Source organism: Streptomyces sp. NPDC127177 (assembly GCF_042672475.1).
Classification (GTDB): Bacteria; Actinomycetota; Actinomycetes; order Streptomycetales; family Streptomycetaceae; genus Streptomyces.
In genome coordinates, this window is sequence record NZ_JBHXUW010000040.1 from 60,584 (window position 1) to 82,928 (window position 22,345).

A 22,345-nucleotide genomic window follows, 5' to 3' on the forward strand; every position below is an offset into this window, starting at 1 on the left:
GCCGATGATCCCGGGAGAGATCCTCTACGCGGACGGGCCGGTGCCGATCAACGCGGGACGGGCCGTCACCCGCCTCACCGTCCTCAACGCGGCCGACCGGCCGGTCCAGGTCGGCTCGCACTACCACTTCGCCGAGGCCAACCCGGGCCTGGAGTTCGACCGGGCGGCGGCTCACGGTCTGCGGCTGGACATCGCCGCCGGAACCGCCGTCCGCTTCGAGCCCGGCGTACCCGTCGACATCGAACTCGTCCCTCTGGCCGGACGGCGGATCGTCCCCGGCCTGCGCGGCGAGACCGGAGGTGCTCTCGATGGCTGAACTCCATCGCGCCGTGTACGCGGACCTGTTCGGCCCCACCACCGGTGACCGGATCCGTCTCGCCGACACCGATCTGCTCGTCGAGATCGAGGAGGACCGCTGCGGCGGCCCCGGACTCGCGGGCGACGAGGCCGTGTTCGGCGGCGGCAAGGTGATCCGTGAGTCCATGGGCCAGGCGCGCACCACCCGCGCCGAAGGCGCCCCCGACACCGTCGTCACCGGCGCCGTCGTCATCGACCACTGGGGCATCGTCAAGGCGGACATCGGGATCCGCGACGGCCGGATCACCGGAATCGGCAAGGCCGGCAACCCGGACACCATGGACGGCGTCCACCCGGACCTGATCATCGGGCCGGAGACCGAAATCATCGCGGGAAACGGCAAGTTCATCACCGCGGGCGCCATCGACGCGCATGTGCACTTCATCTCGCCGACCCTGATCGACCAGGCGCTCTCCTCCGGCATCACCACGCTCGTCGGCGGCGGTACCGGCCCGGCCGAGGGCACCAAGGCCACCACCATCACCCCGGGCCCCTGGCATCTGGCCCGGATGTTCGCGGCACTGGAGGCCTACCCCGTCAACATCGGCCTGCTCGGCAAGGGCAACACCATGTCGCGCGACGCCATGCACTCCCAACTGCGGGCAGGCGCACTCGGCTTCAAGATCCATGAGGACTGGGGCGCGACCCCCGCCGTCATCGACGCCTGCCTGTCGGTCTGCGAGGAGACCGGGGCCCAGCTCGCGATCCACACCGACACGCTCAACGAGGCCGGCTTCGTCGCCGACACCCTGGCCGCCATCGCCGGACGCTCCATCCACGCCTACCACACCGAAGGCGCGGGCGGCGGGCACGCCCCGGACATCATCGGAGTCGTATCGGAGCCGTACGTCCTGCCCAGCTCGACCAACCCGACCCGGCCGCACACCGTCAACACCATCGAGGAGCACCTCGACATGCTGATGGTCTGTCACCACCTCAACCCGGCGGTACCGGAGGACCTGGCGTTCGCCGAATCACGGATCCGGCCCTCCACCATCGCGGCCGAGGACATCCTCCACGACCTCGGCGCCATCTCGATCATCTCGTCCGACTCCCAGGCCATGGGCCGCATCGGCGAGGTCGTCCTGCGCACCTGGCAGACCGCGCACGTGATGAAGAAGAGGCGCGGCGCGCTCCCCGGCGACGGGCGGGCGGACAACCACCGGGTCCGTCGCTATGTCGCCAAATACACCATCAACCCCGCGGTGGCGCAGGGGCTGGACCGGGAGATCGGCTCCGTCGAGACCGGCAAGCTCGCCGACCTGGTGCTGTGGGATCCGGCGTTCTTCGGGGTGAAACCGCAGACGGTCATCAAGGGCGGCCAGATCGCGTACGCACAGATGGGTGACGCCAACGCCTCCATCCCCACTCCGCAGCCCGTCCTGCCCCGGCCCATGTTCGGAGCGGTCGGCCGGGCCCCGGCCGCCAACTCGTTCAACTTCGTGGCGGCCGCGGCGATCGAGGACGGGCTGCCGGAGCGGCTCGCACTCGGGAAGCGCTTCGTACCGATCACCAGCACCCGGGGAGTGACCAAGGCCGACATGCGGGAGAACGACGCGACTCCGCGCGTGGACGTCAACCCGGACAGCTTCGCCGTGACGATCGACGGCGAACCGGTCGAACCGGCGCCCGCCGCCGAACTGCCCATGGCCCAGCGCTACTTCCTCTTCTGAGAGCGGGCCCCGAATGAGCCGTGCAGCTCTGCTCGTCCTGGCCGACGGCCGGTTCCCGGCCGGCGGCCACGCCCACTCCGGCGGTGCCGAACCGGCCGTCGAGGCAGGACGCGTCCGCGATGCCGAGGACCTCGCAGACTTCTGCCTGGGACGCCTCCGGACCACCGGGCTCACCGCCGCGGCACTCGCCGCGGCGGCCGCCCACGGCCACGACCCACTCGCCCTCGACGAGGCCGCCGACGCCCGAACCCCCTCACCCGCGCTGCGCGCCGTCGCGCGCAAGCTGGGCCGCCAGCTGATGCGGGCCGCCCGCGCCACCTGGCCGAGCGATGAACTCGACGCGCTCGCCCTGGCCCGCCCGCGCGGCGCCCACCAGCCCGTCGTGTTCGGCCTCACGGCCCGGGCGGCAGGACTCGGGCCCGAGGACGCCGCCCACTGCGTCGCGTACGAAGCGGTCAGCGGCCCCGCCACCGCGGTGGTCCGGCTGCTCTCCCTCAACCCCTTCGAGGCCACCGCCGTCCTCGCCCGGCTCGCCCCCGAACTCGACCGGGTAGCCGCGATGGCAGCGGCCGCCGCCGGCGGGAGCATCGACGAGCTGCCCGCCGCGTCGGCCCCGCTGCTCGACATCGGCGCCGAGGCCCACGCCGGGTGGCCCGTCCGGCTGTTCGCCTCGTGACCCCACCCCCGCAGACCCGCTCGTCGCCCCGAAACCGCACAGGAGCCGCACCATGCACCTCGACCACTCCCACCCCGGCCCGGCCGCGGTCGGCGCCGACGCCGCACGCCCCGACGGCACCCGGCGGGCCCTGCGCATCGGGCTCGGCGGACCGGTCGGCTCGGGCAAGACCGCCACCGTGGCCGCGCTCTGCCGCACCCTGCGCGACCAGTTGTCCCTCGCCGTCGTCACCAATGACATCTACACCCGCGAGGATGCCGCTTTCCTGCTGCGCAACGCGGTCCTGCCGCCCGAGCGGATCCAGGCGGTGGAGACCGGTGCCTGCCCGCACACCGCCATCCGCGACGACATATCCGCCAACCTCGAAGCCGTCGAGGACCTGGAGGACGCCGTGGGGCCACTCGACCTCATCCTGGTCGAATCCGGCGGCGACAACCTCACCGCCACCTTCTCCAAGGGGCTCGTCGATGCCCAGATCTTCATCATCGACGTGGCCGGCGGCGACGACATCCCACGCAAGGGCGGCCCCGGCGTCACCACCGCGGACCTGCTCGTGATCAACAAGACCGATCTGGCGCCGTACGTCGGCTCCGACCTGGGCCGGATGGCGCGGGACGCCGCCGAGAAGCGCGGTGAACTGCCGGTCGCCTTCACCTCGCTCACCTCCGGCGAGGGCGTCGGGCCCGTAGCCGACTGGGTGCGGGGGCAGCTCGCCTCCTGGAACGCATGAGCGTCCGGGCGACCGCCCGCGTCACCGCCGTGCGCGACAGCGGAGGCGCCACCTCGCTCCCCGTACTGGAGAGCGGGGGGCCGCTCGCCCTGCGGCGGACCAGGGCCGCGACACCCGGATCGGCCCGCGTCACCGTCGTCGGCGCCATGAGCGCGCCGCTCGGTGGTGACCGGCTCGCCATCGAGGTGCGGGCCGGGGCCTCAACCGTGCTCACGGTCGACTCGGCGGCGGCCACGGTCGCCCTCCCCGGCCCCGGTCCGGCGACCGGACCCGCCCGCTACGACATACGGCTGACCGCGGGGGACAGGGCGGTTCTCAACTGGCTCCCGGAACAGCTCATCTCCGCGCACGGCAGCGAGCTGACCATGCGGACCACCGCCGAACTCGCGCCCACCGCACGGCTGGTGCTGCGCGAGGAGCAGATCCTCGGCAGACACGGGGAGACCACCGGAACCCTCTTCAGCAGGCTCACCGTCTGCCGGGCCGGCCGCCCGCTCCTGGACCAGCAGATGGCGTACGGACCCGGTGCCCCGGCCGGCTGGGACGGCCCGGCCGTACTCGGCGGCCATCGTGCCGTGGGCCAACTCCTCGTGGTGGAACCGTCATTCGACGAGAAGCCCCCGGAAAGCAGGCTGCTGGGACCGACCGCGGCGCTCACCCGCCTCGCGGGGCCCGCCGTGCTGGTGACCGCGGTCGCCGCCGACGCGAGAGAGCTGCGCGGCGTCCTGGACCGGGCGCACGACGAGCTGACGGCCGTGGCGCCCCGCTGAACACCGGCCCGGCGACCCCGGGGCCCCGGGGAGGGGACGGGCGGCCGGGTCTGTTCCACCGGCCACCCGCCCCCGTATCGGGCCCCCGCTCACACCGTACGGTCGTACCGCTCCAGCCAGGCGTCCTCCGCCGCATAATCGAAGAGTTTCGTGCCGTACGCCCGCTCCATGACGGGGAAGGCATCCGTCCAGTCGCGTTCCGCCAGCTGAGCGGTGAGCCACTCGACCGTCTCCGGGAGCGATTCGGCATAGCCGGTCACCGGCCGGTATCCGAGTGACCGTTCGGCGGCCGTCATGTCGTACACGATGGGGTGCGGGGCGCCCCAGGGGGTCAGGCCCACACCCTCCGGCGTGGCGGCGCCCGGCATCAGTACCGTCTCCGTCTCCCGCCCGAGCACCGCGTCGACCGCCTCGCCGATCTCCGCGACCGTCGGCGCCTGCGGGTCGGCGGCGTTGAGCACCCGGGAGCCGGGCCGCAGCGCGGCCAGCCGAATCAGCTCGGCGACGTTGGAGGAGTGGACGGGATGGAAACAGGACCGCCCCTCGTGCGCCAGCACACGCCGGGTGCGGCCGTCCAGGGCACGCTTGACGAAGTAGAGCTCGCGCGGCAGGCGGGAGTACGGACCGTGGACGGCGCCCGCCCGCAGCAGTGTGACGGGCAGCGTGTCACCCGCCGCGAGGAGATCCCGTTCCAGACGGATCTTCCGGGTCCCGTACGTGGCCTCGCCCGGCGGGAGGGTGGGCTGCGACTCCGGGATCGGCACCGGGTAGCACGGCGAGCCGTCCGGTTCACCCTGGGTGTCGAAACTGCGGCCACGGTCGTCCTCGTACACCGCGCCGCTGGAGACGACGACGGCCGACCCGATCCGGCCGGCCAGATCCGTCAGCTGCCGGGCGTGCTGTTCCCCGTACGCCACCATGTCGACCAGTACGTCGCAGCCGTCGCCGAGCGCCGCCGCGAGCGCGCCGTCCTCGTCGCGGTCCAGTGCCGCCGTCCGTACCCCTTCGTCCCACCGCTCGTCACGGCCGCCGCCGCGCGAGGCCGCGGTCACCGCCCAGCCGTCCTCGACGAGCGAGCGCACCGCGGCCCGTCCGATCTGGCCCGTCGCTCCCAGCACCCATGCGTGTCCTTTGCTCATGAACCGCACGCTATGGCGGCCCCGGGGCGGGGACCAGCGGAGTTCACCGAGCGCGAATCCGCCCTCAGCGTCGCAGTTTCGGGAACTTTCCCTGGCGTTCCGCCTGCTCGGCGGCCTTCACCTTGGCCGCGTACTCATCGACGTACTCCTGGCCGGAGAGACCGAGGATCGCGTACATGATCTCGTCGGTGACCGCCCGGATCGCCGCCTTCTGGTCCTCCAGACCGGCGTACCGGGAGAAGTCCAGCGGCTCGCCGAAGCGGATGGTGACCTGCTTGATGCGCGGTACGACCTTGCCGGGAGGCTGGATCTCGAACGTGCCGACCATGGCGCACGGCACCACGGGGACCTGCGCCCTGATGGCCATGACCGCGACGCCGACCTTGCCCTTGTAGAGCCGTCCGTCGTGCGAACGGGTGCCCTCCGGATAGATGCCCAGCAGCTCGCCCTTGTCGAGCACTCCGAGCCCTTCACGGATCGCGGCCTGTCCCGCCTCCTTGCCGGAGCGGTCCACCGGGATCTGGCCGGCGCTCCGGAAGAACGTGGCGGTCAGCCGCCCCTTCAGACCCGGACCGGTGAAGTACTCCGCCTTCGCCAGGAAGGTGATGCGCCGTTTGATGATGGCGGGCATCAGGAAGTGGTCCGAGAACGACAGGTGATTGCCGGCGACGATGGCCGCCCCGTCCTGCGGGATGTGCTCCGCGCCCTCGATGACGGGCCGGAAGAACAACCGCAGCAGCGGCCCCAGGACGACGTACTTGAGCAGGTAATAGAACATGGGGGGCTCCTTGCTGGGCCTGGTCGGCTCACTGCTGCGTTCTGCCGGGCGGGCGGCGGCCTCCAGCGGAAGACACCCTATGTGCAGCCGTTGTTCCGTGTACCCGTCCGTGGACGGGTCGATGCCGCCGGTGCGGACCGGGTGCGACGACGCGCCGAGGGTCAGGCGGAGCGGCGCTGTTCGTGGACGGCCTTCATGAGGTCCTCGATGGCGGCACGGGTGTCGACGTCACGTGCCTCGTCGATCGCCTCGAGCGCGGCCGCCGCCGCCTCACGGATGTGGTGAGGGAGGTTGTCGGCAGCGGTGAGCTGGTAGGCCGCCTTGCGGCGTGCCGTGCGTTCCGCCTGGTCCACCGCGTCGGGCCCGGAGAGCGGGAAGACCGAGACCCCGTAGGCGGATATCCCGAGGACCACCATGTCCCCGACGCCGTCGGCGTATCCGGTCGCGGCGGCCTTCTCCCGGTCCTCCTCCAGGGTCGTGGACATGCGGCGGCGGGACAGGACCGTGCCCAGGGCGGCGCCGCCTCCCAGCGAGAGGCCACAGGTGACAGCGAGGAACAGTCCGTCCCAGACGAAGCCGGTGAGCGCTCCGAGTCCCGTGAGCGCGACCGTCCACGCGGTCGCCGTCCGGCCTGTCGTCTCGGGTGTGGTGTCCATGAGGGGAGTGTCCCAGCCGGTGGCCGCGGAACCGGCGCCGGGTACCCCGCCGCCGGGCGGGCGAGGACGAACGGCAGCGTCGCCGTGGCCGTGCGGTGCACCGTCCCAGGCGCGCTCCGGATCACCGGGGCGTCCACGACACCGCCCCCTGCCGGAATGTGCGGCAGGGGGCGGGTGCGCGGGGGAACCCCCGGATCAGGGGGCGGTGCCCCAGGCGAGTGCGCCGGTCACGTACACGCCGATCTTCGACGCGTCGGCGTAGCTCGTCGTGGTCGAACGGCTGTAGTCGTCCGCCTCGTCGAAGTTGGACCAGTCGCTCTTGTTCAGTCGCAGCTGAATCTCACCGGTGGAGGCGCCCGCGGCCAGCGAGCCGCTCCCGAAGCCGACCTCCAGGTAGTGGCTGGCACCGGCCGTCGAACCGTTCGTCCGCACTCCGTGCGTCAGCGTCCCGCAGCCGATCACCGCGTAGTCGCAGGCGGTGTCGAAGGTGGAGGCACCCGACTCAGGGGTGAACCAGTACCGCAGCTTCACCGTGGACAGGTCGACCGATGTGCTGCCGGTGTTGACCAGTTGCAGACCCATCCTGATCTGGTTGTCGGTGGCCGAGGAGTCGGTGTTCTTGTACTGGACCTTGAGGCTGCCGGTCCCGGTGCCGCCGCCCTCGGACGTGGTGGCCGAGACCGCCGCGGAGGCCGCCGACACATTGCCGGCCGCGTCCTTGGCCTTGACCGTGTAGCTGTACGCGGTCGTGGCTGTCAGACCCGTGTCCGTGTACGAGGTCGTGGTGGTGGAGCCCACCTTCACCCCGGCGCGGAACACGTCGTAGCCGCTCACCGCGGTGTCGTCACTCGACGCGGTCCAGGACAGCGAGACGCTGCCGCTGGTCCGTGCCGTGACGGTCACTCCGGTCGGCGCGGTCGGCGCCTGCGTGTCGTCATCGCCGCCGCCCGGGTTGCCGTCGAGCGGCGGGTAGGCGTTGCGCACGAGCTCCTGGAACTGCGCGGAGAACCAGTGACCCGCCAGCGGGGAGTTGGGCAGGGCGCCGGTCAGGCTGTTGCCGTTGCGGCCGTTACCGGTGTACGTGGGATCGCACATCCGGTCGAAGCCCTTGCCCTCGTCGTTGTCGATGGGCGCGCTGTTGCCGTCCGACTCACCCGGCGGCTTGGCCCAGACGTAGGCGTCGATTCCGGGTTCGGGGGCGGTGGTGGGACGCTCGCCGACGCCGGCGCCGCTCTGGTTGCACCAGTTGCCCGCGTGGATGCGCCGGTCGACCCGGCCGCCGTCGACGTAGGCGTCCACACCGGTCGTCGGACCGGGGCCGGCCGGCCGGCCGCTGCCGCCCCAGCCGTTGCGGGCGGTGTCGATCAGCATGCCGATGTTCGAGGCGAAGCCCTGGCCCACCAGCTCGGTGCGCAGCGCCTGGGCGAACGACAGCTCATCGACGTAGTAGTTCCAGTCGACCCACTTGGACTGGCGGACCGTTGTTCCGTTCACCGAGTCGTTGATGTCGAAGTTCGGCTCCTTCAGGGCCGAGTAGTTGGCCGTGTTCACGATGAAGCCCGTGACGTCGGCGACCGTGGCGCCCTCCGAGGTGGCGGCCTTCTTGAACTCCTGGGCCGCCGGCGTGAAGTTGGTGTCCCAGCCCAGCCAGCCGTGGTGTGCGGCGTCGACGTAGTTGTAGACGTTGGGGATGGCGCCGAGGGTGTGCAGGGCGTAGCCGACGCCCTTCTCGTAGTTGCCGTTCGCCTTCATCGTCGCGCAGGCCTCGGTGGACCCTTCCGAACCGCCCGCGTTGGTGACCAGGTTGGGCAGCGAGTCCGGCTCGATGATGGTGACGATGCGCAGGTTCGCGTACGCCGGGTCGGCGAGGATCTCGGAGATCGGGTCGATGTACTCGTCCTTGTACCGGTCCAGCTCGGTGGGGCCGAGCTCACCGTTGGACGCCAGCGCGGCGCAGTCCCGTCCCGGCAGGTCGTAGATGACCACCTGGAACAGGTTCGCGCCCTGGTCCAGTGCCGTGTCGAGGTGCTCGCGCAGACTCTTCGCCTCGGACGAGCCCTCGATGGCCGCTATGCGGTCCATCCAGACGAATCCCGGTTCGTCGGCGATGGCGCTGCCGCCCGGTTCGGCCGCCGCCTTGGCGGACCAGTCGGGGTTCACGTATGCCGTGGCGCCCACATAGGGGTTGTCGACCCGTGCCGCCGCCGAGGCGGGTGTGGGGATGGCGACGGCCAGTGCTGCGCCCATGGCGAGGGCGGAGAGTGCGGCCACTCGTCGGCGCAGCCCGTGCGTGATGGTGCCTCTGGTTCTCATTGCGGCTCCGTGCTCCTCTCGTACGTCCGCGGAAGCGCCCCGCGGACGGGTTCGTGGGGTGTTGCCGGTGAGGCGGGTGGTACCCCGATGGCGGGTACTGCGGGGCGGATGGGCGACCCGCCATCGGGAGTGCGGTGAGATGCAGGCCGGGTCAGCGGCCGGTCAGGGCTCGACTCCCCAGGCGAGGGCGCCGGCGACGTAGGCCCCGAGCTTCGACGAGTCCGCGTACGCGGTGTTCGCCGCGCGGCTGTAGTCGTCGCTCTCGTCGAAGTCGGACCAGTCGCTCTTGTTGAGGCGCAGTTGGAGCTCGCCCGTCGAGGCGCCGCCGGCCAGGGTGCCCGCGCCACCGGTGAAGCCGACCTCCAGGTACCGGTCGGCACCGGTCTTCGGGCCGGCGGCCGCGACCACCCTGTGCGTGATGTTGGCCGAGCCCAGCGCGGCGTAGTCGCAGGCGGTGCCGAAGGTGCTCGGGCCCCCGTCGGAGCCGAACCAGTACCGGACGGTCACCGTCGAGAGGTCGACCGGGGCGCTGCCCGTGTTCAGGATCTGGAGACCCAGCCGGATCTGGTTGTCGGTGGCGGAGGAGTCCGTGTTCTTGTACTGGACCTTCAACGCACCGTTGCCCGTCGAGCCGCCTGACTTCGTGGTGGCGGTGACGGCGGCCGACAGCGCCGAGGTGTTGCCGCCCGCGTCCCGGGCGGCGACGGTGTAGCTGTACTCGGTGACAGCGGCGAGACCGGTGTCGGTGAACGTCCGCGCTGTCGCGTTGCCCGCGAGGACCCCGTTGCGATACACGTCGTAGCCGGTCACCGCGACGTTGTCGGTGGCGGCCGACCAGGACAGCGAAACGCTGCTGCTGGTCGTCGCGGTCACGGTGAGCCCGGCCGGCGCCGTCGGTGCCTCGGTGTCACCGCCGGTCCCGCCGCCCTCCACGAGCAGCTCCGCGTAGATCGCGAAGGCCAGCGCGAGCGCCGCCTGCGCCCAGAAGCGGTGGTACGTGAAGGTGGGTGCGGCGCCGCCGTCCAGGTAGGCCTGCACCTTCGGCCAGTCCGGGTCGTCCCTGTACCAGCTGCGGATGTCGATGAAGGTGGCGCCCGGCTCGACGGTGTCGCCGTTCGGCATGGTGCCCGACCACCCGGCCGGGATGTACACCTCGTCGTTGAACCGGTCGTAGTCCTTCCTGGTCTCCGGCACCGAGATGCCCTTGTCGGTGGTGTTCAGCGCCATCGCGTCCAGCAGCGCCTTGGCCAGCGCTGCGGCGTCCTCGTCACCCGACTTGGCGGCGTAGTAGGTGAGCGTCTTGACGTACGCGGCGCCCACACCGACGTCGTTGGCGTAGTCCACCACCGAGACGTGCAGCCCGGCGTTGTCGCCGGGGGACGCCGCGTCCCAGGTGTCGGGCTCGCCGGTCCAGCTCAGGGTGGACGGGAAGCGGAAGGTGCCGTCCGAGCCCACCGTCGTCTCACCGGACGCCCAGGCGACCCACTTCGCGAGCACGGCCTCGGCGGACGCGTTGCCGGTGACGTAGTAGTACGCGGCGACACGCTCCATGCCCCACGCCTGGAAGCCGAACCAGTTGTTGCTCGGCGGATCGTGGTAGACCGGCTGCCAGTCGTAGGCCATGCCGTAGAACGTCGGCGTACCGGCCGGCGGTTGGCTGTAACTCCCCTCCCAGCTGTTGGTGCAGCCGCCCGCGAGGGCGCCCTCGCTGGACTGCAGCCACGTCAGGAACTCCAGCTGCCGGGTCAGGCTTTTGGACCAGTCGCCCCTGGCCGTCGCCGACTTGGGCGTCAGCGCCGGTACGTTGGACAGCGCCCAGGCTGAGAGCGGGTTCTGGTAGCCCTGGTGCGAGGCACCGTCGCCGATGCGCCACGCCCAGCCGCCGCCGCTGCCCGCCGCCGCGCCGCCCCAGGCGTAGTACCAGGACAGCAGGTAGTGCTGGGAGTCCCGGCCCGAGGCCGCGGGGCAGGAGCCGGGGTCGGTGCAGTCGCCGATGCGCTTGAAGTACTTGTCGAACATGGCGTAGCGCAGGTAGTCGCCCATCTTGGCGGCCTTGGCCACCGAGGCGGCGACCTCGCTCTCCTTGCCCTGGTCCGAGGCCCAGCGGAACGCCCAGTAGGCGGCCTGCACCGCGCGGGCGTCGGCGTCCGGTGCGTTGGTGTACTTCCACTGCTCGGCGTAGCTCGAGTCGCCCACGAACAGATCGAGGTATCCGTTCGGGCCGCCGTAGGCGAACAGGTCGGTGGTCGGCTGCGGGACGGTCTCCCACACCGACTCCTGCGCCCCGCGCTGGTAGGTGTTGATGTAGGAGGCGCCGGCGCCCGGCCCGGACTCGCCGCCGGTGCCCGGTTTGTTGCCGTAGCCGTAGACGTTGTCCAGGTCCATCAGCCAGTGCATGCCGTAGATGTCCATCGTCCCGTAGGAAGAGGCGAGTTCGGTGGCGAGCGGATCCGTGCCGACCGGGACGCCGCCGTCGAGCGCGGAGGGGTATCCGTCGGGCAGTGGGTGCTCGGGAGCGTAGGTCGCGGGAGAGCCGGGGTTGTACGAGTCGCTGGTCGACTGGTCGGCGTGCTGAGGGATGATCGTCTTCTCCGCCACCGCCCAGGCCGCGTTGAACGGGTCCCAGTCACCCGTCACCCGGCCGTACGCCGCCTCCAGCCACATCCAGAAGCTGACGGCCTCCGAGGTGGTCTCGTGGCCGTGGTCCGGCGCCTCCACCATCAGGGTCTCGACCGAGTGGTACGGGAGGCCCTCCGGGCTGAAGTAGCCGTTGGCCGCCGCCTTGATCTTCCCGTACTGGGTGAGGAAGGCCTGCGTGTACGGGTCGTCGCCCGCCGCGGCCCGGGTGCCGCCGGCCGTCGCCGGGGTGGCGGGCGCGCCGACGGCGGTGCCCTGCGCCAGACCCATGGCCAGCAGGCTGCCGCCCAGGGCGCTGCTGAATGTTCTACGTGATATCGACACAAATCCTCCACTGGCGGGTGTCGTCGGGGAGCGTGGGGACGGAGAAGGAAGGGGGACGGGGGTGGTGACCGGGGGACAGCGGTGGGGGCGTGCGGTGGGGACCGGTGGGGCCGGCGGTCAGGGCTCGATGCCCCGGACGAGCTCACCGCCGTTGTAGACGGTGATCTTCGTGGTGTCCGCGTACGAGGTGCCGGTGCCGTGGCTGTAGTCGTCCGACTCGTCGAAGTCGGACCAGTCCGCCTTGTTCAGGCGCAGCTGTATCTCGCCCGTGGAGGCGCCCGGGGCCAGAGTGCCGCGGGTGAAGCCCACTTCGAGGTAGTGGTCGGCGCCCGCGGCGGGGGTGCTGGCGGCGACGACCCGGTGTGTGACGGTGGAGCAGTCGATCGGCGACCAGTCGCACCAACTGCTGTAGGGGACGGCCCGGTCGGGATCGGAGAACCAGTACCGGACGGTCACCGACGAGAGGCCGACCGCGGTGCCACCGGTGTTCACGAGTTGGAGGCCGGGCTTGATCTGGTTGTCACCCGCGGAGTTGTCGCTGTTGCGGTACCGCACCTCCAGTGCGCCCGGCTCGCCGCCCTCGCCGTCGTCCCCGCCGCCCAGCACCGCCCGTACCGTGTCGTAGGCCGGCTTGGGCGCCAGGTTCTCGTCGTAGAGGTTGGCCGCGCCCTCACCGGGGAACGCGCCCGGGACCCAGGAGTACTTGTCCGTGTAGTCCCACACGGTGATGCCGGTGCAGCGCTCGACCGCCAGGCAGGCCTCGACGGCCTGCTGGTAGTAGGAGGACTGGGTGGCCGTTCTGGCCGCGTCGGCGGGCAGTTGCATACGCACGTCGAGCTCGGTGACGGCGACGTCGAGGCCGAGATCGGCGAACCGCTGCATGTTCTCCCGCATCCGGTACGGGAAGCCGTACTGCACGGCCAGGTGCGCCTGCATCCCGACGCCGTCCAGCGGCACCCCCTCGGCGATCAGCTCGCTCGCCAGGGCGTACATGGCATCGCTCTTCGCGCCGAGCCCCTCGATGTTGTAGTCGTTCAGATAGAGCTCGGCGTCCGGGTCCGCCGCATGGGCGGCGCGCAGTGCGGTGGCGACGTAGTCGCTGCCCATGGCGGTGTAGAAGGGGCTCGTGCGGAAGGTCCCGTCCTCGTTGAACGGTTCGTTCACCACGTCCCACGCGGCGACCGCACCGCGGTAGTGCGTGGCCTCCTCGGTGATGTGGTCCGTCATCGCGTCCCCGACCTGCGCCGACGGCAGCGCGGCGACCCAGCCGGGCAGTTGGCTGTGCCAGACGAGGGTGTGGCCGCGCACGGTCTGGCCGTGCTCCCGGGCGAAATCCGTGATCACGTCGCCCTTGGCGAATTCGAACCGGCCCCGGTCCGGTTCGGTGGTGTCCCACTTCATGGAGTTTCCGGGAGTGATCTGCCCGAACTCGCTGCCCAGAGTGGCCGCGTAGGCGGCGTCGGGCAGCTCGGGGTTGTCGGTGGCCGAGCCGAAGTACTTGCCCTGGGCGGCGGCGAGTTCCCGCAACGTGCCCTGTTGGGCCGCGGTCGCGGGCCCGCCCGCCAGGGCGGTGGCGACGACGACGGTGCCGGCCAGGAGGACGGGGATCACCCTGGTACGGCCGTGCCCGCAGCGCTTCACCAAGCTCATGACAAACGCCTTCCTCGACAGGGCGGCGTGGGGCGGAACGAGGTGCGCGGCTGCGCCCCGCAACGCCCGTCTCGCCGCCCGGCACCGGGGGAGAAGGGGGGAGTGGAGTGTGCAAGTCTTGATTGTGGGAGCGCTCCCAAAGTGGCGTGGTGATGGGCACCTGTCAAGACTTAAATCACAACTGCCTTACGAGCGCGTTAACTCGGCCACACGTCGAACGGGCCCTGTACGACGACCAGTTGAGGCGCCGTGAGAAACGCGTCCGGGTGCGTCGGTGCACGCTTTCCAGCCGGACCGCGGAGGTGCTCGCCACGCGTTCGCATTCGCGTGCTGACGGCCCTCGAGGCGCTCGCGCGGGACCGCGACCGATTCGATACATCCGGTGACAGAGCGTGTGGGCGTGTGCGGGCCGCTCTGCGCGGAGACGGCAGCAAGCGCTCCTGGCCCACTCGACGATCCTGCCGCACCGCGAATGGGGGCCGGGTGAGAAGCGCCTGACGGGACACGCGTGGGAGCCGCCCGGAGAAACGGTCGATACGTGGACGAGGCCGGGTTCGTGCCCGGCCGGCCGGTCGCACCTTCGCGTCGCCGCCGGTGAACCGGTGGCGACGCAGAGCGACATCCTGCTGGTCCGTGGCGGGGGCGGTGCGCGGGCTCGCGGGTACGCCTTTCGCGTACGCGATGGTGTACGCGCGTGCTGCCGCCCCACCCGGTCGAGGCATCGAAACGAGCCTGTCCTGGCGCGCGGTGAGCGCCGCCTCCGCGACCGGTCCGGGTCGTCGATACGGGGGTGCGAGCCCGGTCTGCCGGCGGCCGTCACGGCAGCCTTGCGCCAGGGACGCATCCGCACCTGACCCGCCCGGCCCCCCCGTGGGGGAGTGCACGGCGTGGCTGCTTGTCACCGCGGCTGTGCCGGGATGACCTGACCGGGCCCACCGACCCCAGCCGCTGATCCGGGAGCCCTTCATGCGCCTGCGCGCCGCCACTGCTCTGGCTGTCCTGCTCACCGCCGCCGGGGCCGTGCCCGTCGCGGCGTTCCCGTCTCCGGCACCGGACCGGGGGCTCCTCCTGACGGTCTCCGGCAGCCAGAACACCTGGATCCGCGGGGTCGAACTGCACTGCCCGCCCGGACCCGACGACCGGCACCCCGACGCGGCAGGCGCCTGTGCGGCCCTGCGTGCGGCGGAGGGGGACTTCGACGCGCTGGCCGGCGACCCGCATCCGTGCACAGACGAACACGACCCGGTGACGGTCTCCGCCGAAGGCGCACCGCGTGGCGACTCCGTCGCCTGGCGGCGGACCTACCCCAACGCCTGCCTGATGGACGCGGCCACCGGCCCGCTGTTCCGCTTCTGAGCCCGCCCGGCCGGGCGGCGCTCGGGCCGGAACCCCGCCGCCCGGCTCAGGTCTCCCGGGTGGCGACCATTCCGATCGTGATCAGTCCCAGCACCACCCAGCCGAACCACAGCCAGCCGTTGCTCCCCAGCGCCACCGTGTAGGCGGTGACCGCCACCAGGGCCCCCACGGTGAGTACTCCCATGGTCTTCGTGGATCCGGACATGCGCGCACGCTCCTCGCCGGCCGCGCGGCCGTTACCGCCATGGTCACCCGGAAGGTACGTCCACCGCTACTGTCCGCGCGCCTGCAACGAGGCGAGATACGCGTTGTACGCGTGCAGCTCCTGGTCCCCGTCGCGCTCCGCCGCCCGGTCGGAGCGCTTCGCGGTCCGCTGGTCGGAGCGGTACCACTGGAAGACCAGAGCGAGCAGGACCAGCACCGACGGGATCTCGCTGAACGCCCAGGCGATCCCGCCCGCCGCGTTCTGATCGGACAGGGCGTCGATGCCGAGGGAGGCCGACGGGTTCTTGTAGACCTCCACCATCGGCTGGGAGGCCATCATGAGCGCGATGCCGAAGAAGGCGTGGAACGGCATCCCGGCGAACAGCTCCAGCATCCGCAGCAGATAACCCGGGCGGTGCGGCCCGGGGTCGATGCCCATGATCGGCCAGAAGAAGACCAGGCCGACCCCGAGGAAGTGCAGCATCATCACCAGGTGCCCGGCCGCCGAGCCCATCAGATAGTCGAAGAGCGGCGTGAAGTACAGGCCGTACAGGCTGGCGATGAAGAGCGGGATGGTGAACACCGGATGCGTGATGATCTTCATGTACCGGCTGTGCAGGAGCATCAGCAGCAGTTCGCGCGGCCCCTTGTGGCCACGCGCGGCGACCGGCAGGGCACGCAGCGCCAGCGTCACGGGTGCACCCAGCAGCAGCAGGATCGGTGACAGCATGCTGATCACCATGTGCTGCACCATGTGCACACTGAACATGACCATGCCGTAGTCGTTGAGCTTGGTGCACATCACCAGGGCGATGGTCAGCACGCCGATGACGAAGAAGACGATCCGGTTGACCGGCCAGTCGTCCCCGCGTCTGCGCAGCCGCGCGACCGCGTATCCGTAGAGGACCACGGCGAGCACACAGCCGATCAGGAAGATCGGGTCCGCGGAGAACTGGAGCCCGCGTCCCAGCGTGAACGGCGGCAGATCCATGTTCATGCCGTGCCCGCTGTGATCCATCTGTTCACTCCTGATGGGGGCGCCGGGACGACCCCGTTTCGTGCCGGTTGTCCCGACCAGAGTAGAACCGCCCCCGGCCGCTGTTGCGGCCGGGGGCGGTCCTCAGGTGATGGTGTCGCTCAGAGCACGCACTCGGCCTCGGCGTACCGCTCGGCAGGGACCGTCTTGAGGGTCTCCACTGCTTCCGCGAGCGGGACCATGGTGATGTCCGTGCCGCGCAGCGCCGTCATCATGCCGAACTCGCCGCGGTGCGCCGCCTCCACCGCGTGCCAGCCGAAACGCGTCGCCAGGACCCGGTCGTACGCGGTCGGTGTCCCGCCGCGCTGCACATGGCCGAGGATCACCGGCCGGGCCTCCTTGCCGAGGCGCTGTTCCAGCTCGATGGAGAGCTGGGTGGCCACGCCCGCGAAGCGCTCGTGGCCGTAGACGTCCTTGACGCCCGACTCGAACTCCATGGAGCCCTCGCGGGGCTTGGCGCCCTCGGCGACCACGACGATCGCGAACTTCTTGCCTGCCGAGAAGCGGCGGCCGACCAGCTCGGTCAACTCGTCGATGTCGAAGGGGCGCTCCGGGACGACGACGGCGTGCGCGCCGGCCGCCATGCCCGAGTGCAGGGCGATCCAGCCGGTGTGCCGGCCCATGACCTCGACGATCATCACGCGCTGGTGGGACTCGGCGGTGGTCTTCAGCCGGTCGAGGGCCTCGGTGGCCACGCCAACGGCGGTGTCGAAGCCGAAGGTCACGTCCGTGGAGGCGATGTCGTTGTCGATCGTCTTCGGTACGCCGACGATCGGGAGGCCCGCCTCGGACAGCAGGTTCGCCGCCTTGAGCGTGCCCTCGCCGCCGATCGGGATGATCGCGTCGAGGCCGAGGTCGTTGACGTGGCCCCTGGCCTGTTCCACGCCGCCGCGCAGATGTGCGGGCTGGACCCGGGAAGAGCCGAGGATCGTGCCGCCGCGGGCGAGGATGCCGCCGACCGCGTCGAGGTCGAGCTTGCGGTAGTCGCACTCCAGGAGGCCCCGCCACCCGTCGTGGAACCCGATGACCTCGTCGCCGTGATCGACCACGGCACGGTGGACGACGGAACGGATGACGGCGTTGAGGCCGGGGCAGTCGCCGCCAGATGTGAGCACACCAATTCGCATTGCCCGGGAAACCTTTGCAACGTGGGCCGACGACCGGACCACGTCGTCCGGTTGGATCCCCGCCACCCTACCGGCGCAGGGTGGCGGGACCGAACCCGGCGTCCGCCTGCTGGACGCCGCTCAGACGAGCCGATAAGGCCTCATCAGGCGGGCTGTGTCGCCGCCGCGATCCGCTCGGCGCGCAGCGCCTCGTACCAGCGGTCGTCGGTCGGCGGCAGCGCGTTCACATCGAGCGCCAGCTTCAGCAGCAGGTCCGCGATCAGCGGGTTGCGCGCCATCACGGGCCCGTGCATGTACGTACCGAAGACGGTGTCGTTGTACGCGCCCTCGGTGCCGTCCCCGGTGCCGTTGCCCCGGCCGAACTGCACCCGGGCGAACGGACGTGCCGTGGGCCCGAGATGGGTGATGCCCTGGTGGTTCTCGAAGCCGGTCAGCGGCGGCAGCCCGAGGTGCGGGTCGATGTCCCCGAGCACGTCGCCGACGCACCGGTCGCCCTCACCGCGGGTGGAGATCACGTCGAGCAGCCCGAGGCCCTGCTCGCGCTCGCCGAGGTCGTTGACGAACTCGTGGCCGAGGATCTGGTAGCCGGCGCAGACCGAGAAGATGATCGCGCCGTTGGACGCGGCGCGGCTGAGACCGCCGTCGCGGCGCAGCCGCTCCGCGGCGAGCCGCTGCGGACGGTCCTCACCGCCGCCGATCAGATAGATGTCGCCCGACGTGGGCACCGGCTGGTCGCTGCGCACGTCGACGCGCGAGACGTCGAGACCGCGCTGACGGGCCCGGCGCTCCACCACCAGCGCGTTGCCCTGGTCGCCGTAGGTGCTCAGCAGGTCCGGGTAGACCCACACCAGCCGCAGGCTGTTGTTGCTCATGCTTCGTCCTCTCCGGGGGTGGCCGGGGCCGGGGTCAGTTGCCGACACGACGGCGCAGATCCTGGAAGGCGGTGTAGTTGGCGATGACCTCGATACGGCCGGGCGGTGCCTGCTGCACGGCCTCGTCTAGGTTCTCGCAGACGCGGAAGTCGAGACCGGCCACCTCCAGCCGGACCGCGAGGTCCAGCTTGCGGTCGCCGAGCACGAAGATCGGGTGACCCGCGAGCTGGGTGTAGTCGACGTCCCACAGCCAGGAGGTGTCCGTGCCGTCGGCGCCACGGGCGTTGACGGAGAGGATCACCGGGGTGGGCGGCGGGTCGATCAGCGAGAACGTCTCCAGCCAGCCCGCCGGGTTCTTCGCCAGCAGGAGCCGCAGCTCACGGCCGAGGAAGGTCACCACGTCGTAGCGGCCGGCGACGGCCTGCACCTGGTACATCCGCTCCAGCGCGACCTGGGGCGGCACGCCGAAGACGGCGGCCACGGCGGCCGAGCTGGTGGCGTTGGCCTTGTTGGCGCGGCCCGGCAGCTGGAGGTGGATCGGCCAGGCCGAGCCGTGCGGGTCCAGTACGTAGTCGCCGTGCAGGACCCAGCTCGGCGGCGGGCGGCGGAAACCGCACTCGCCGCAGAACCAGTCGTCGCCGGGGCGCTGCATCACACCGCCGCAGGACGGGCAGGACCACGCGTCGTCCTTCCAGGCCTGTCCGGCCGCCACCCACACCACGTTGGGGGAGGAGGACGCCGCCCAGACGATCAGCGGGTCGTCGGCGTTGGCGATGATCACGGCCTTCGAGCCGGACAGCCCCTCACGCCACTTCTCGGCGAGCATCCGGGTCTCCGCGGCCCGGTCCAGCTGGTCGCGGGAGAGGTTGAGCAGCGCGATCACCTTGGGCGTCGTGTCGCGGGCCACCCCGGCCAGGTACTTCTCGTCCACCTCTATGACGCCGTACTGGGCGTCCGACCCACCGGCCAGGGCGGAGGTGATGCCCGCGGGCATGTTGGCGCCGAGCGCGTTCGACACGACCGGGCCCGCGGCCCGCAGTGCCTCGGCGATGAGCCGGGTCGTGGTCGTCTTGCCGTTGGTCGCCGACACCAGGATCACGTCCAGGTGCTGTGCCAGCCGCCCGAGCAGGTCGGGGTCGAGCTTGAGCGCCACCCGGCCGCCGATCACCGATCCGCTGCCTCGCCCGGCTGCCCGCGACACCGCCGCAGCGGCCTTGCCCGCCGTCACGGCCAGCTTGGCCCGCGGCGACAACGGGTCCGTGTTGCCTGCCATCGTCCTAGATCCTCCTTGCATCGGTCCGCAGCCCAGCCTATCGATGTCCGGCGTGCCCAAGGCACGTCGGCACCGACCGGACCGTGGAGTTCCCGTGGAACGTACGATGACCGCCATGCGAAACCGCCCGATCCCCGGCAGTACCGGACGCGTCCGGGCCATGAGCCTGCTCGGCGATCCGGTCCTGCACGGTGTGTGCGAACCGGTCACGGACTTCGGGCCCTCGCTCGCCCGGCTGGTGGAGGACATGTACGCCACGATGTACGCGGCGCAGGGTGTCGGGCTCGCGGCCAACCAGGTCGGCACCGCCCTGCGGGTGTTCGTCTACGACTGCCCCGACGACGAGGACGTCCGCCATCTCGGGCACCTCGTCAATCCCACCCTCGTCGAGGCGGACGGGATCACCGTGCGGGGCCCGGAGGGCTGCCTCTCGCTGCCGGGTATCGAGGCCGGCACGCCGCGCTTCGACCATGCGGTCGTCGAGGGAGTGACGGTGGAGGGCGAACCGGTGCGGATCAGCGGCACCGGCTTCTTCGCCCGCTGCCTCCAGCACGAGTGCGACCACCTCGACGGGACCGTCTACACCGACCGGCTGACGGGGCTCCGCCGGACACGGGCGCTGCGCGCGGCCCGCCGGGCGCCGTGGGGGCGGGCCGGCTGACCGGGCGAGAAGGCGTCTCAGAAGCCGGGGCCGCCGGGCCGGTCGCCCGCGGCGGCCAGCCTGCCCCACAGCAGGTCGGCCAGGCTGCTCACCAACTGGGCTCGGGAACACGGGCGTTCGCCCAGCCACCAGTCACCGGCCGCATGCATCATGCCGACGATGCCGTGGCCCCAGATCCGGGCCATGACCTGGCTGTCCGGCCCGAGGTCCACCCGCTCGGCGATGACCATGGCGAGCTCCTCGCCGAGGCGCCGCAGCAGCGGGGCGGAGTGCCGTCCCACGTCGAAGCCCTGCTCGGGCGAGGGCGCCGAGTCGTCGGACGGGTGCATCAGGAACCGGTAGACCTGAGGGCGGGCCTCGATCGCCGCGAGGTACGTGTCGAGCGTGGCCTCGACCCGGGCGCGGCGGTCGGCGGGGGCGTCGAGCGCCGCCCGGAGAGCGCTGAGCAGCGCGTCGGTGTGCCGTTTGGCCAGTGCGCGGTAGAGGCCGCCCTTGTCGCCGAAGTGCCGGTAGAGAATCGGCTTGGTGATTCCGGCCTCGGCCGCGATGGCGTTCATCGAGGCCCCGGGGCCGTCCCTGAGCACCACGCGGTCGGCGGCCTCGAGCAACTCGCGGCGGCGGCGCTCGGCCGCGGTCCGCTGTCGCTCGGCCTGTCGTGTGGTCTCCATGCTGTTTCTCCCACCCCTGGCCATGCCTGTCCGTCCTGCCTGCGCAACGTAACACCCTGCCCAGTGGTGCGTGGAGCGGTGGCCGACCGGTTGACAGAGGCTACTTGTCGGTAACACACTGTTGTTACCGCAAGTAACGAATGATTTTTTGACGGCAGCACGTGGAGGGGAAAATGGCCGAGTTCACGCTCGAGCTCAACGACGACCAGAAGCAGGTCCGTGACTGGCTTCACGGCTTCGCCGCGGATGTTATCCGTCCGGCCGCTTCGGAGTGGGACGAGCGTGAGGAAACGCCCTGGCCCGTCATCCAGGAGGCGGCCAAGGTCGGCATCTACTCCCTCGACTTCTACGCCCAGCAGTTCTTCGACCCGAGCGGTCTCGGCATTCCGGTGGCGATGGAGGAGCTGTTCTGGGGTGACGCGGGCATCGGCCTGTCGATCGTCGGCACGGGCCTGGCGGCTGTCGGCGTCCTCGCCAACGGCACCGAGGAGCAGATCGGCACCTGGATCCCGCAGATGTACGGCGACGTGAACGACGTGAAGCTCGCCGCGTTCTGCTCCTCCGAGCCCGACGCCGGCTCCGACGTCGCCTCGATGCGCACCCGCGCGGTGTACGACCAGGCCAAGGACGAGTGGGTGCTCAACGGCACCAAGACGTGGGCGACCAACGGCGGTATAGCCAACGTCCACGTGGTGGTCGCGGTCGTCGACGCCGAGCTCGGCTCCAAGGGCCACGCCTCCTTCATCGTGCCGCCGAACACCCCCGGGCTCTCGCAGGGGCAGAAGTTCAAGAAGCACGGCATCCGCGCCTCGCACACCGCCGAGGTCGTACTGGAGGACGTGCGCGTCCCGGGCCACTGCCTGCTCGGCGGCAAGGAGAAGCTCGACCAGCGCATCGCGCGGGCCCGTGAGCGGGCCGCCTCCGGCGGTGGCGAGCGGGTGAAGAACGCTGCGATGGCCACCTTCGAGGCGTCCCGCCCGGCCGTCGGCGCGATGGCGGTCGGCACCGCCCGTGCCGCCTACGAGGTCGCGCTCGACTACGCCAAGACCCGGACCCAGTTCGGCCGCCCGATCATCGACAACCAGGGCATCGCCTTCCAGCTCGCCGACATGCGCACCCGGATCGACGCCGCCCGGCTGCTCGTCTGGCGTGCCTCCTGGATGGCGAGCACCGGCAAGCCGTTCGAGTCCGCCGAGGGCTCCATGTCCAAGCTGTACGCGAGTGAGACCGCCAAGGACGTCACCGCGAAGGCCGTCCAGATCCTGGGCGGCAACGGCTTCACCCGCGAGTACCCGGTGGAGCGGATGCACCGGGACGCCGCGATCTACACGATCTTCGAGGGCACGAGCGAGATCCAGCGCCTGGTGATCGCCCGCACCCTGTCCGGGATGCCCATCCGCTGACCCCGGCTCGTACGCACGTCCCTGGCCCCTGTCCCCCCGCCG

The 22,345-nt window shown here is 71.1% G+C and carries 20 protein-coding genes; 8 read left to right on the forward strand and 12 right to left on the reverse strand.

The genetic code is table 11. The features are described from left to right. Positions 1-4: 4 nt before the first annotated feature. Genes ACFVJX_RS24060 through ACFVJX_RS24080 form a run of 5 tightly spaced genes read left to right on the forward strand, consistent with a single transcriptional unit; the run spans position 5 to position 4,206 of the window. The gene (locus ACFVJX_RS24060; RefSeq protein WP_384129609.1) at positions 5-316 is read left to right on the forward strand and encodes an urease subunit beta; all 312 of its coding nucleotides are present in this window, start codon (positions 5-7) and stop codon (positions 314-316) included. Beyond that, on the forward strand, positions 309-2,030 hold the full coding sequence (locus ACFVJX_RS24065; protein WP_384129606.1) for an urease subunit alpha: 1,722 nt from the start codon (positions 309-311) through the stop codon (positions 2,028-2,030). Before ACFVJX_RS24060 ends, ACFVJX_RS24065 begins: the two co-directional genes overlap by 8 nt. A 13-nt stretch (positions 2,031-2,043) precedes the next feature. Beyond that, a complete protein-coding gene (locus tag ACFVJX_RS24070) occupies positions 2,044-2,706 on the forward strand; it encodes an urease accessory protein UreF (protein WP_384129603.1) in 663 nt (220 codons plus the stop codon). A gap of 52 nt (positions 2,707-2,758) precedes the next feature. After that, a complete protein-coding gene (ureG, locus tag ACFVJX_RS24075) occupies positions 2,759-3,436 on the forward strand; it encodes an urease accessory protein UreG (RefSeq protein WP_384129600.1) in 678 nt (225 codons plus the stop codon). Continuing rightward, positions 3,433-4,206, forward strand: a complete 774-nt coding sequence (locus ACFVJX_RS24080; protein WP_384129597.1) for an urease accessory protein UreD — start codon at positions 3,433-3,435, stop codon at positions 4,204-4,206. Before ureG ends, ACFVJX_RS24080 begins: the two co-directional genes overlap by 4 nt. A gap of 89 nt (positions 4,207-4,295) precedes the next feature. Here ACFVJX_RS24080 and ACFVJX_RS24085 read toward each other — a convergent pair whose 3' ends face one another. The 6 genes from ACFVJX_RS24085 to ACFVJX_RS24110 all read right to left on the reverse strand — a co-directional run bounded on the left by ACFVJX_RS24085 (position 4,296) and on the right by ACFVJX_RS24110 (position 13,703). Next, entirely contained in the window at positions 4,296-5,345 is a 1,050-nt protein-coding gene (locus tag ACFVJX_RS24085; RefSeq protein WP_384129594.1) for an NAD-dependent epimerase/dehydratase family protein, read from the reverse strand. Positions 5,346-5,409: 64 nt separating this feature from the next. Continuing rightward, entirely contained in the window at positions 5,410-6,123 is a 714-nt protein-coding gene (locus ACFVJX_RS24090; protein WP_384129591.1) for a lysophospholipid acyltransferase family protein, read from the reverse strand. A gap of 161 nt (positions 6,124-6,284) precedes the next feature. Continuing rightward, a complete protein-coding gene (locus ACFVJX_RS24095) occupies positions 6,285-6,779 on the reverse strand; it encodes a hypothetical protein (protein ID WP_384129589.1) in 495 nt (164 codons plus the stop codon). A gap of 195 nt (positions 6,780-6,974) precedes the next feature. Further along, positions 6,975-9,026, reverse strand: a complete 2,052-nt coding sequence (locus ACFVJX_RS24100; protein WP_384129783.1) for a glycoside hydrolase family 6 protein — start codon at positions 9,024-9,026, stop codon at positions 6,975-6,977. 228 nt (positions 9,027-9,254) lie between these two features. Continuing rightward, complete coding sequence (locus ACFVJX_RS24105; RefSeq protein WP_384129780.1) at positions 9,255-12,008, reverse strand: glycoside hydrolase family 48 protein; 2,754 nt, start codon at positions 12,006-12,008, stop codon at positions 9,255-9,257. Positions 12,009-12,170: 162 nt separating this feature from the next. Continuing rightward, a complete protein-coding gene (locus tag ACFVJX_RS24110; protein ID WP_384129587.1) occupies positions 12,171-13,703 on the reverse strand; it encodes an endo-1,4-beta-xylanase in 1,533 nt (510 codons plus the stop codon). A gap of 966 nt (positions 13,704-14,669) precedes the next feature. On the opposite strand from ACFVJX_RS24110, the gene ACFVJX_RS24115 reads away from it, so the two are divergent. Beyond that, a complete protein-coding gene (locus ACFVJX_RS24115) occupies positions 14,670-15,059 on the forward strand; it encodes an SSI family serine proteinase inhibitor (protein ID WP_384129585.1) in 390 nt (129 codons plus the stop codon). Between the two features lie 46 nt (positions 15,060-15,105). On the opposite strand, the gene ACFVJX_RS24120 is transcribed toward ACFVJX_RS24115, so the two are convergent. The 5 genes from ACFVJX_RS24120 to ACFVJX_RS24140 form a co-directional block, all read right to left on the reverse strand. After that, positions 15,106-15,264: a hypothetical protein gene (locus ACFVJX_RS24120; protein WP_266776007.1), complete on the reverse strand. Its 159-nt coding sequence runs from the start codon at positions 15,262-15,264 to the stop codon at positions 15,106-15,108. A gap of 66 nt (positions 15,265-15,330) precedes the next feature. Continuing rightward, positions 15,331-16,281, reverse strand: coding sequence for a cytochrome c oxidase assembly protein (locus ACFVJX_RS24125; RefSeq protein ID WP_384129581.1), 951 nt, complete (start codon positions 16,279-16,281; stop codon positions 15,331-15,333). 119 nt (positions 16,282-16,400) lie between these two features. Further along, entirely contained in the window at positions 16,401-17,426 is a 1,026-nt protein-coding gene (locus tag ACFVJX_RS24130) for a 6-phosphofructokinase (protein ID WP_384129578.1), read from the reverse strand. Between the two features lie 143 nt (positions 17,427-17,569). Then, on the reverse strand, positions 17,570-18,298 hold the full coding sequence (locus tag ACFVJX_RS24135; RefSeq protein ID WP_384129575.1) for a type 1 glutamine amidotransferase: 729 nt from the start codon (positions 18,296-18,298) through the stop codon (positions 17,570-17,572). A 34-nt stretch (positions 18,299-18,332) separates the two neighbouring features. Continuing rightward, complete coding sequence (locus ACFVJX_RS24140; RefSeq protein ID WP_384129572.1) at positions 18,333-19,571, reverse strand: MurT ligase domain-containing protein; 1,239 nt, start codon at positions 19,569-19,571, stop codon at positions 18,333-18,335. A 106-nt stretch (positions 19,572-19,677) separates the two neighbouring features. Between ACFVJX_RS24140 and def the strand changes: the two genes are divergently transcribed. Further along, positions 19,678-20,232, forward strand: coding sequence for a peptide deformylase (gene def / locus ACFVJX_RS24145; RefSeq protein ID WP_384129569.1), 555 nt, complete (start codon positions 19,678-19,680; stop codon positions 20,230-20,232). A 17-nt stretch (positions 20,233-20,249) separates the two neighbouring features. Here def and ACFVJX_RS24150 read toward each other — a convergent pair whose 3' ends face one another. Further along, positions 20,250-20,900 (reverse strand): TetR family transcriptional regulator, encoded by a 651-nt coding sequence (locus ACFVJX_RS24150; RefSeq protein ID WP_384129566.1) that lies wholly within the window; start codon positions 20,898-20,900, stop codon positions 20,250-20,252. Positions 20,901-21,073: 173 nt separating this feature from the next. On the opposite strand from ACFVJX_RS24150, the gene ACFVJX_RS24155 reads away from it, so the two are divergent. Continuing rightward, positions 21,074-22,303: an acyl-CoA dehydrogenase family protein gene (locus ACFVJX_RS24155; RefSeq protein ID WP_384129563.1), complete on the forward strand. Its 1,230-nt coding sequence runs from the start codon at positions 21,074-21,076 to the stop codon at positions 22,301-22,303. Positions 22,304-22,345: the final 42 nt, after the last annotated feature.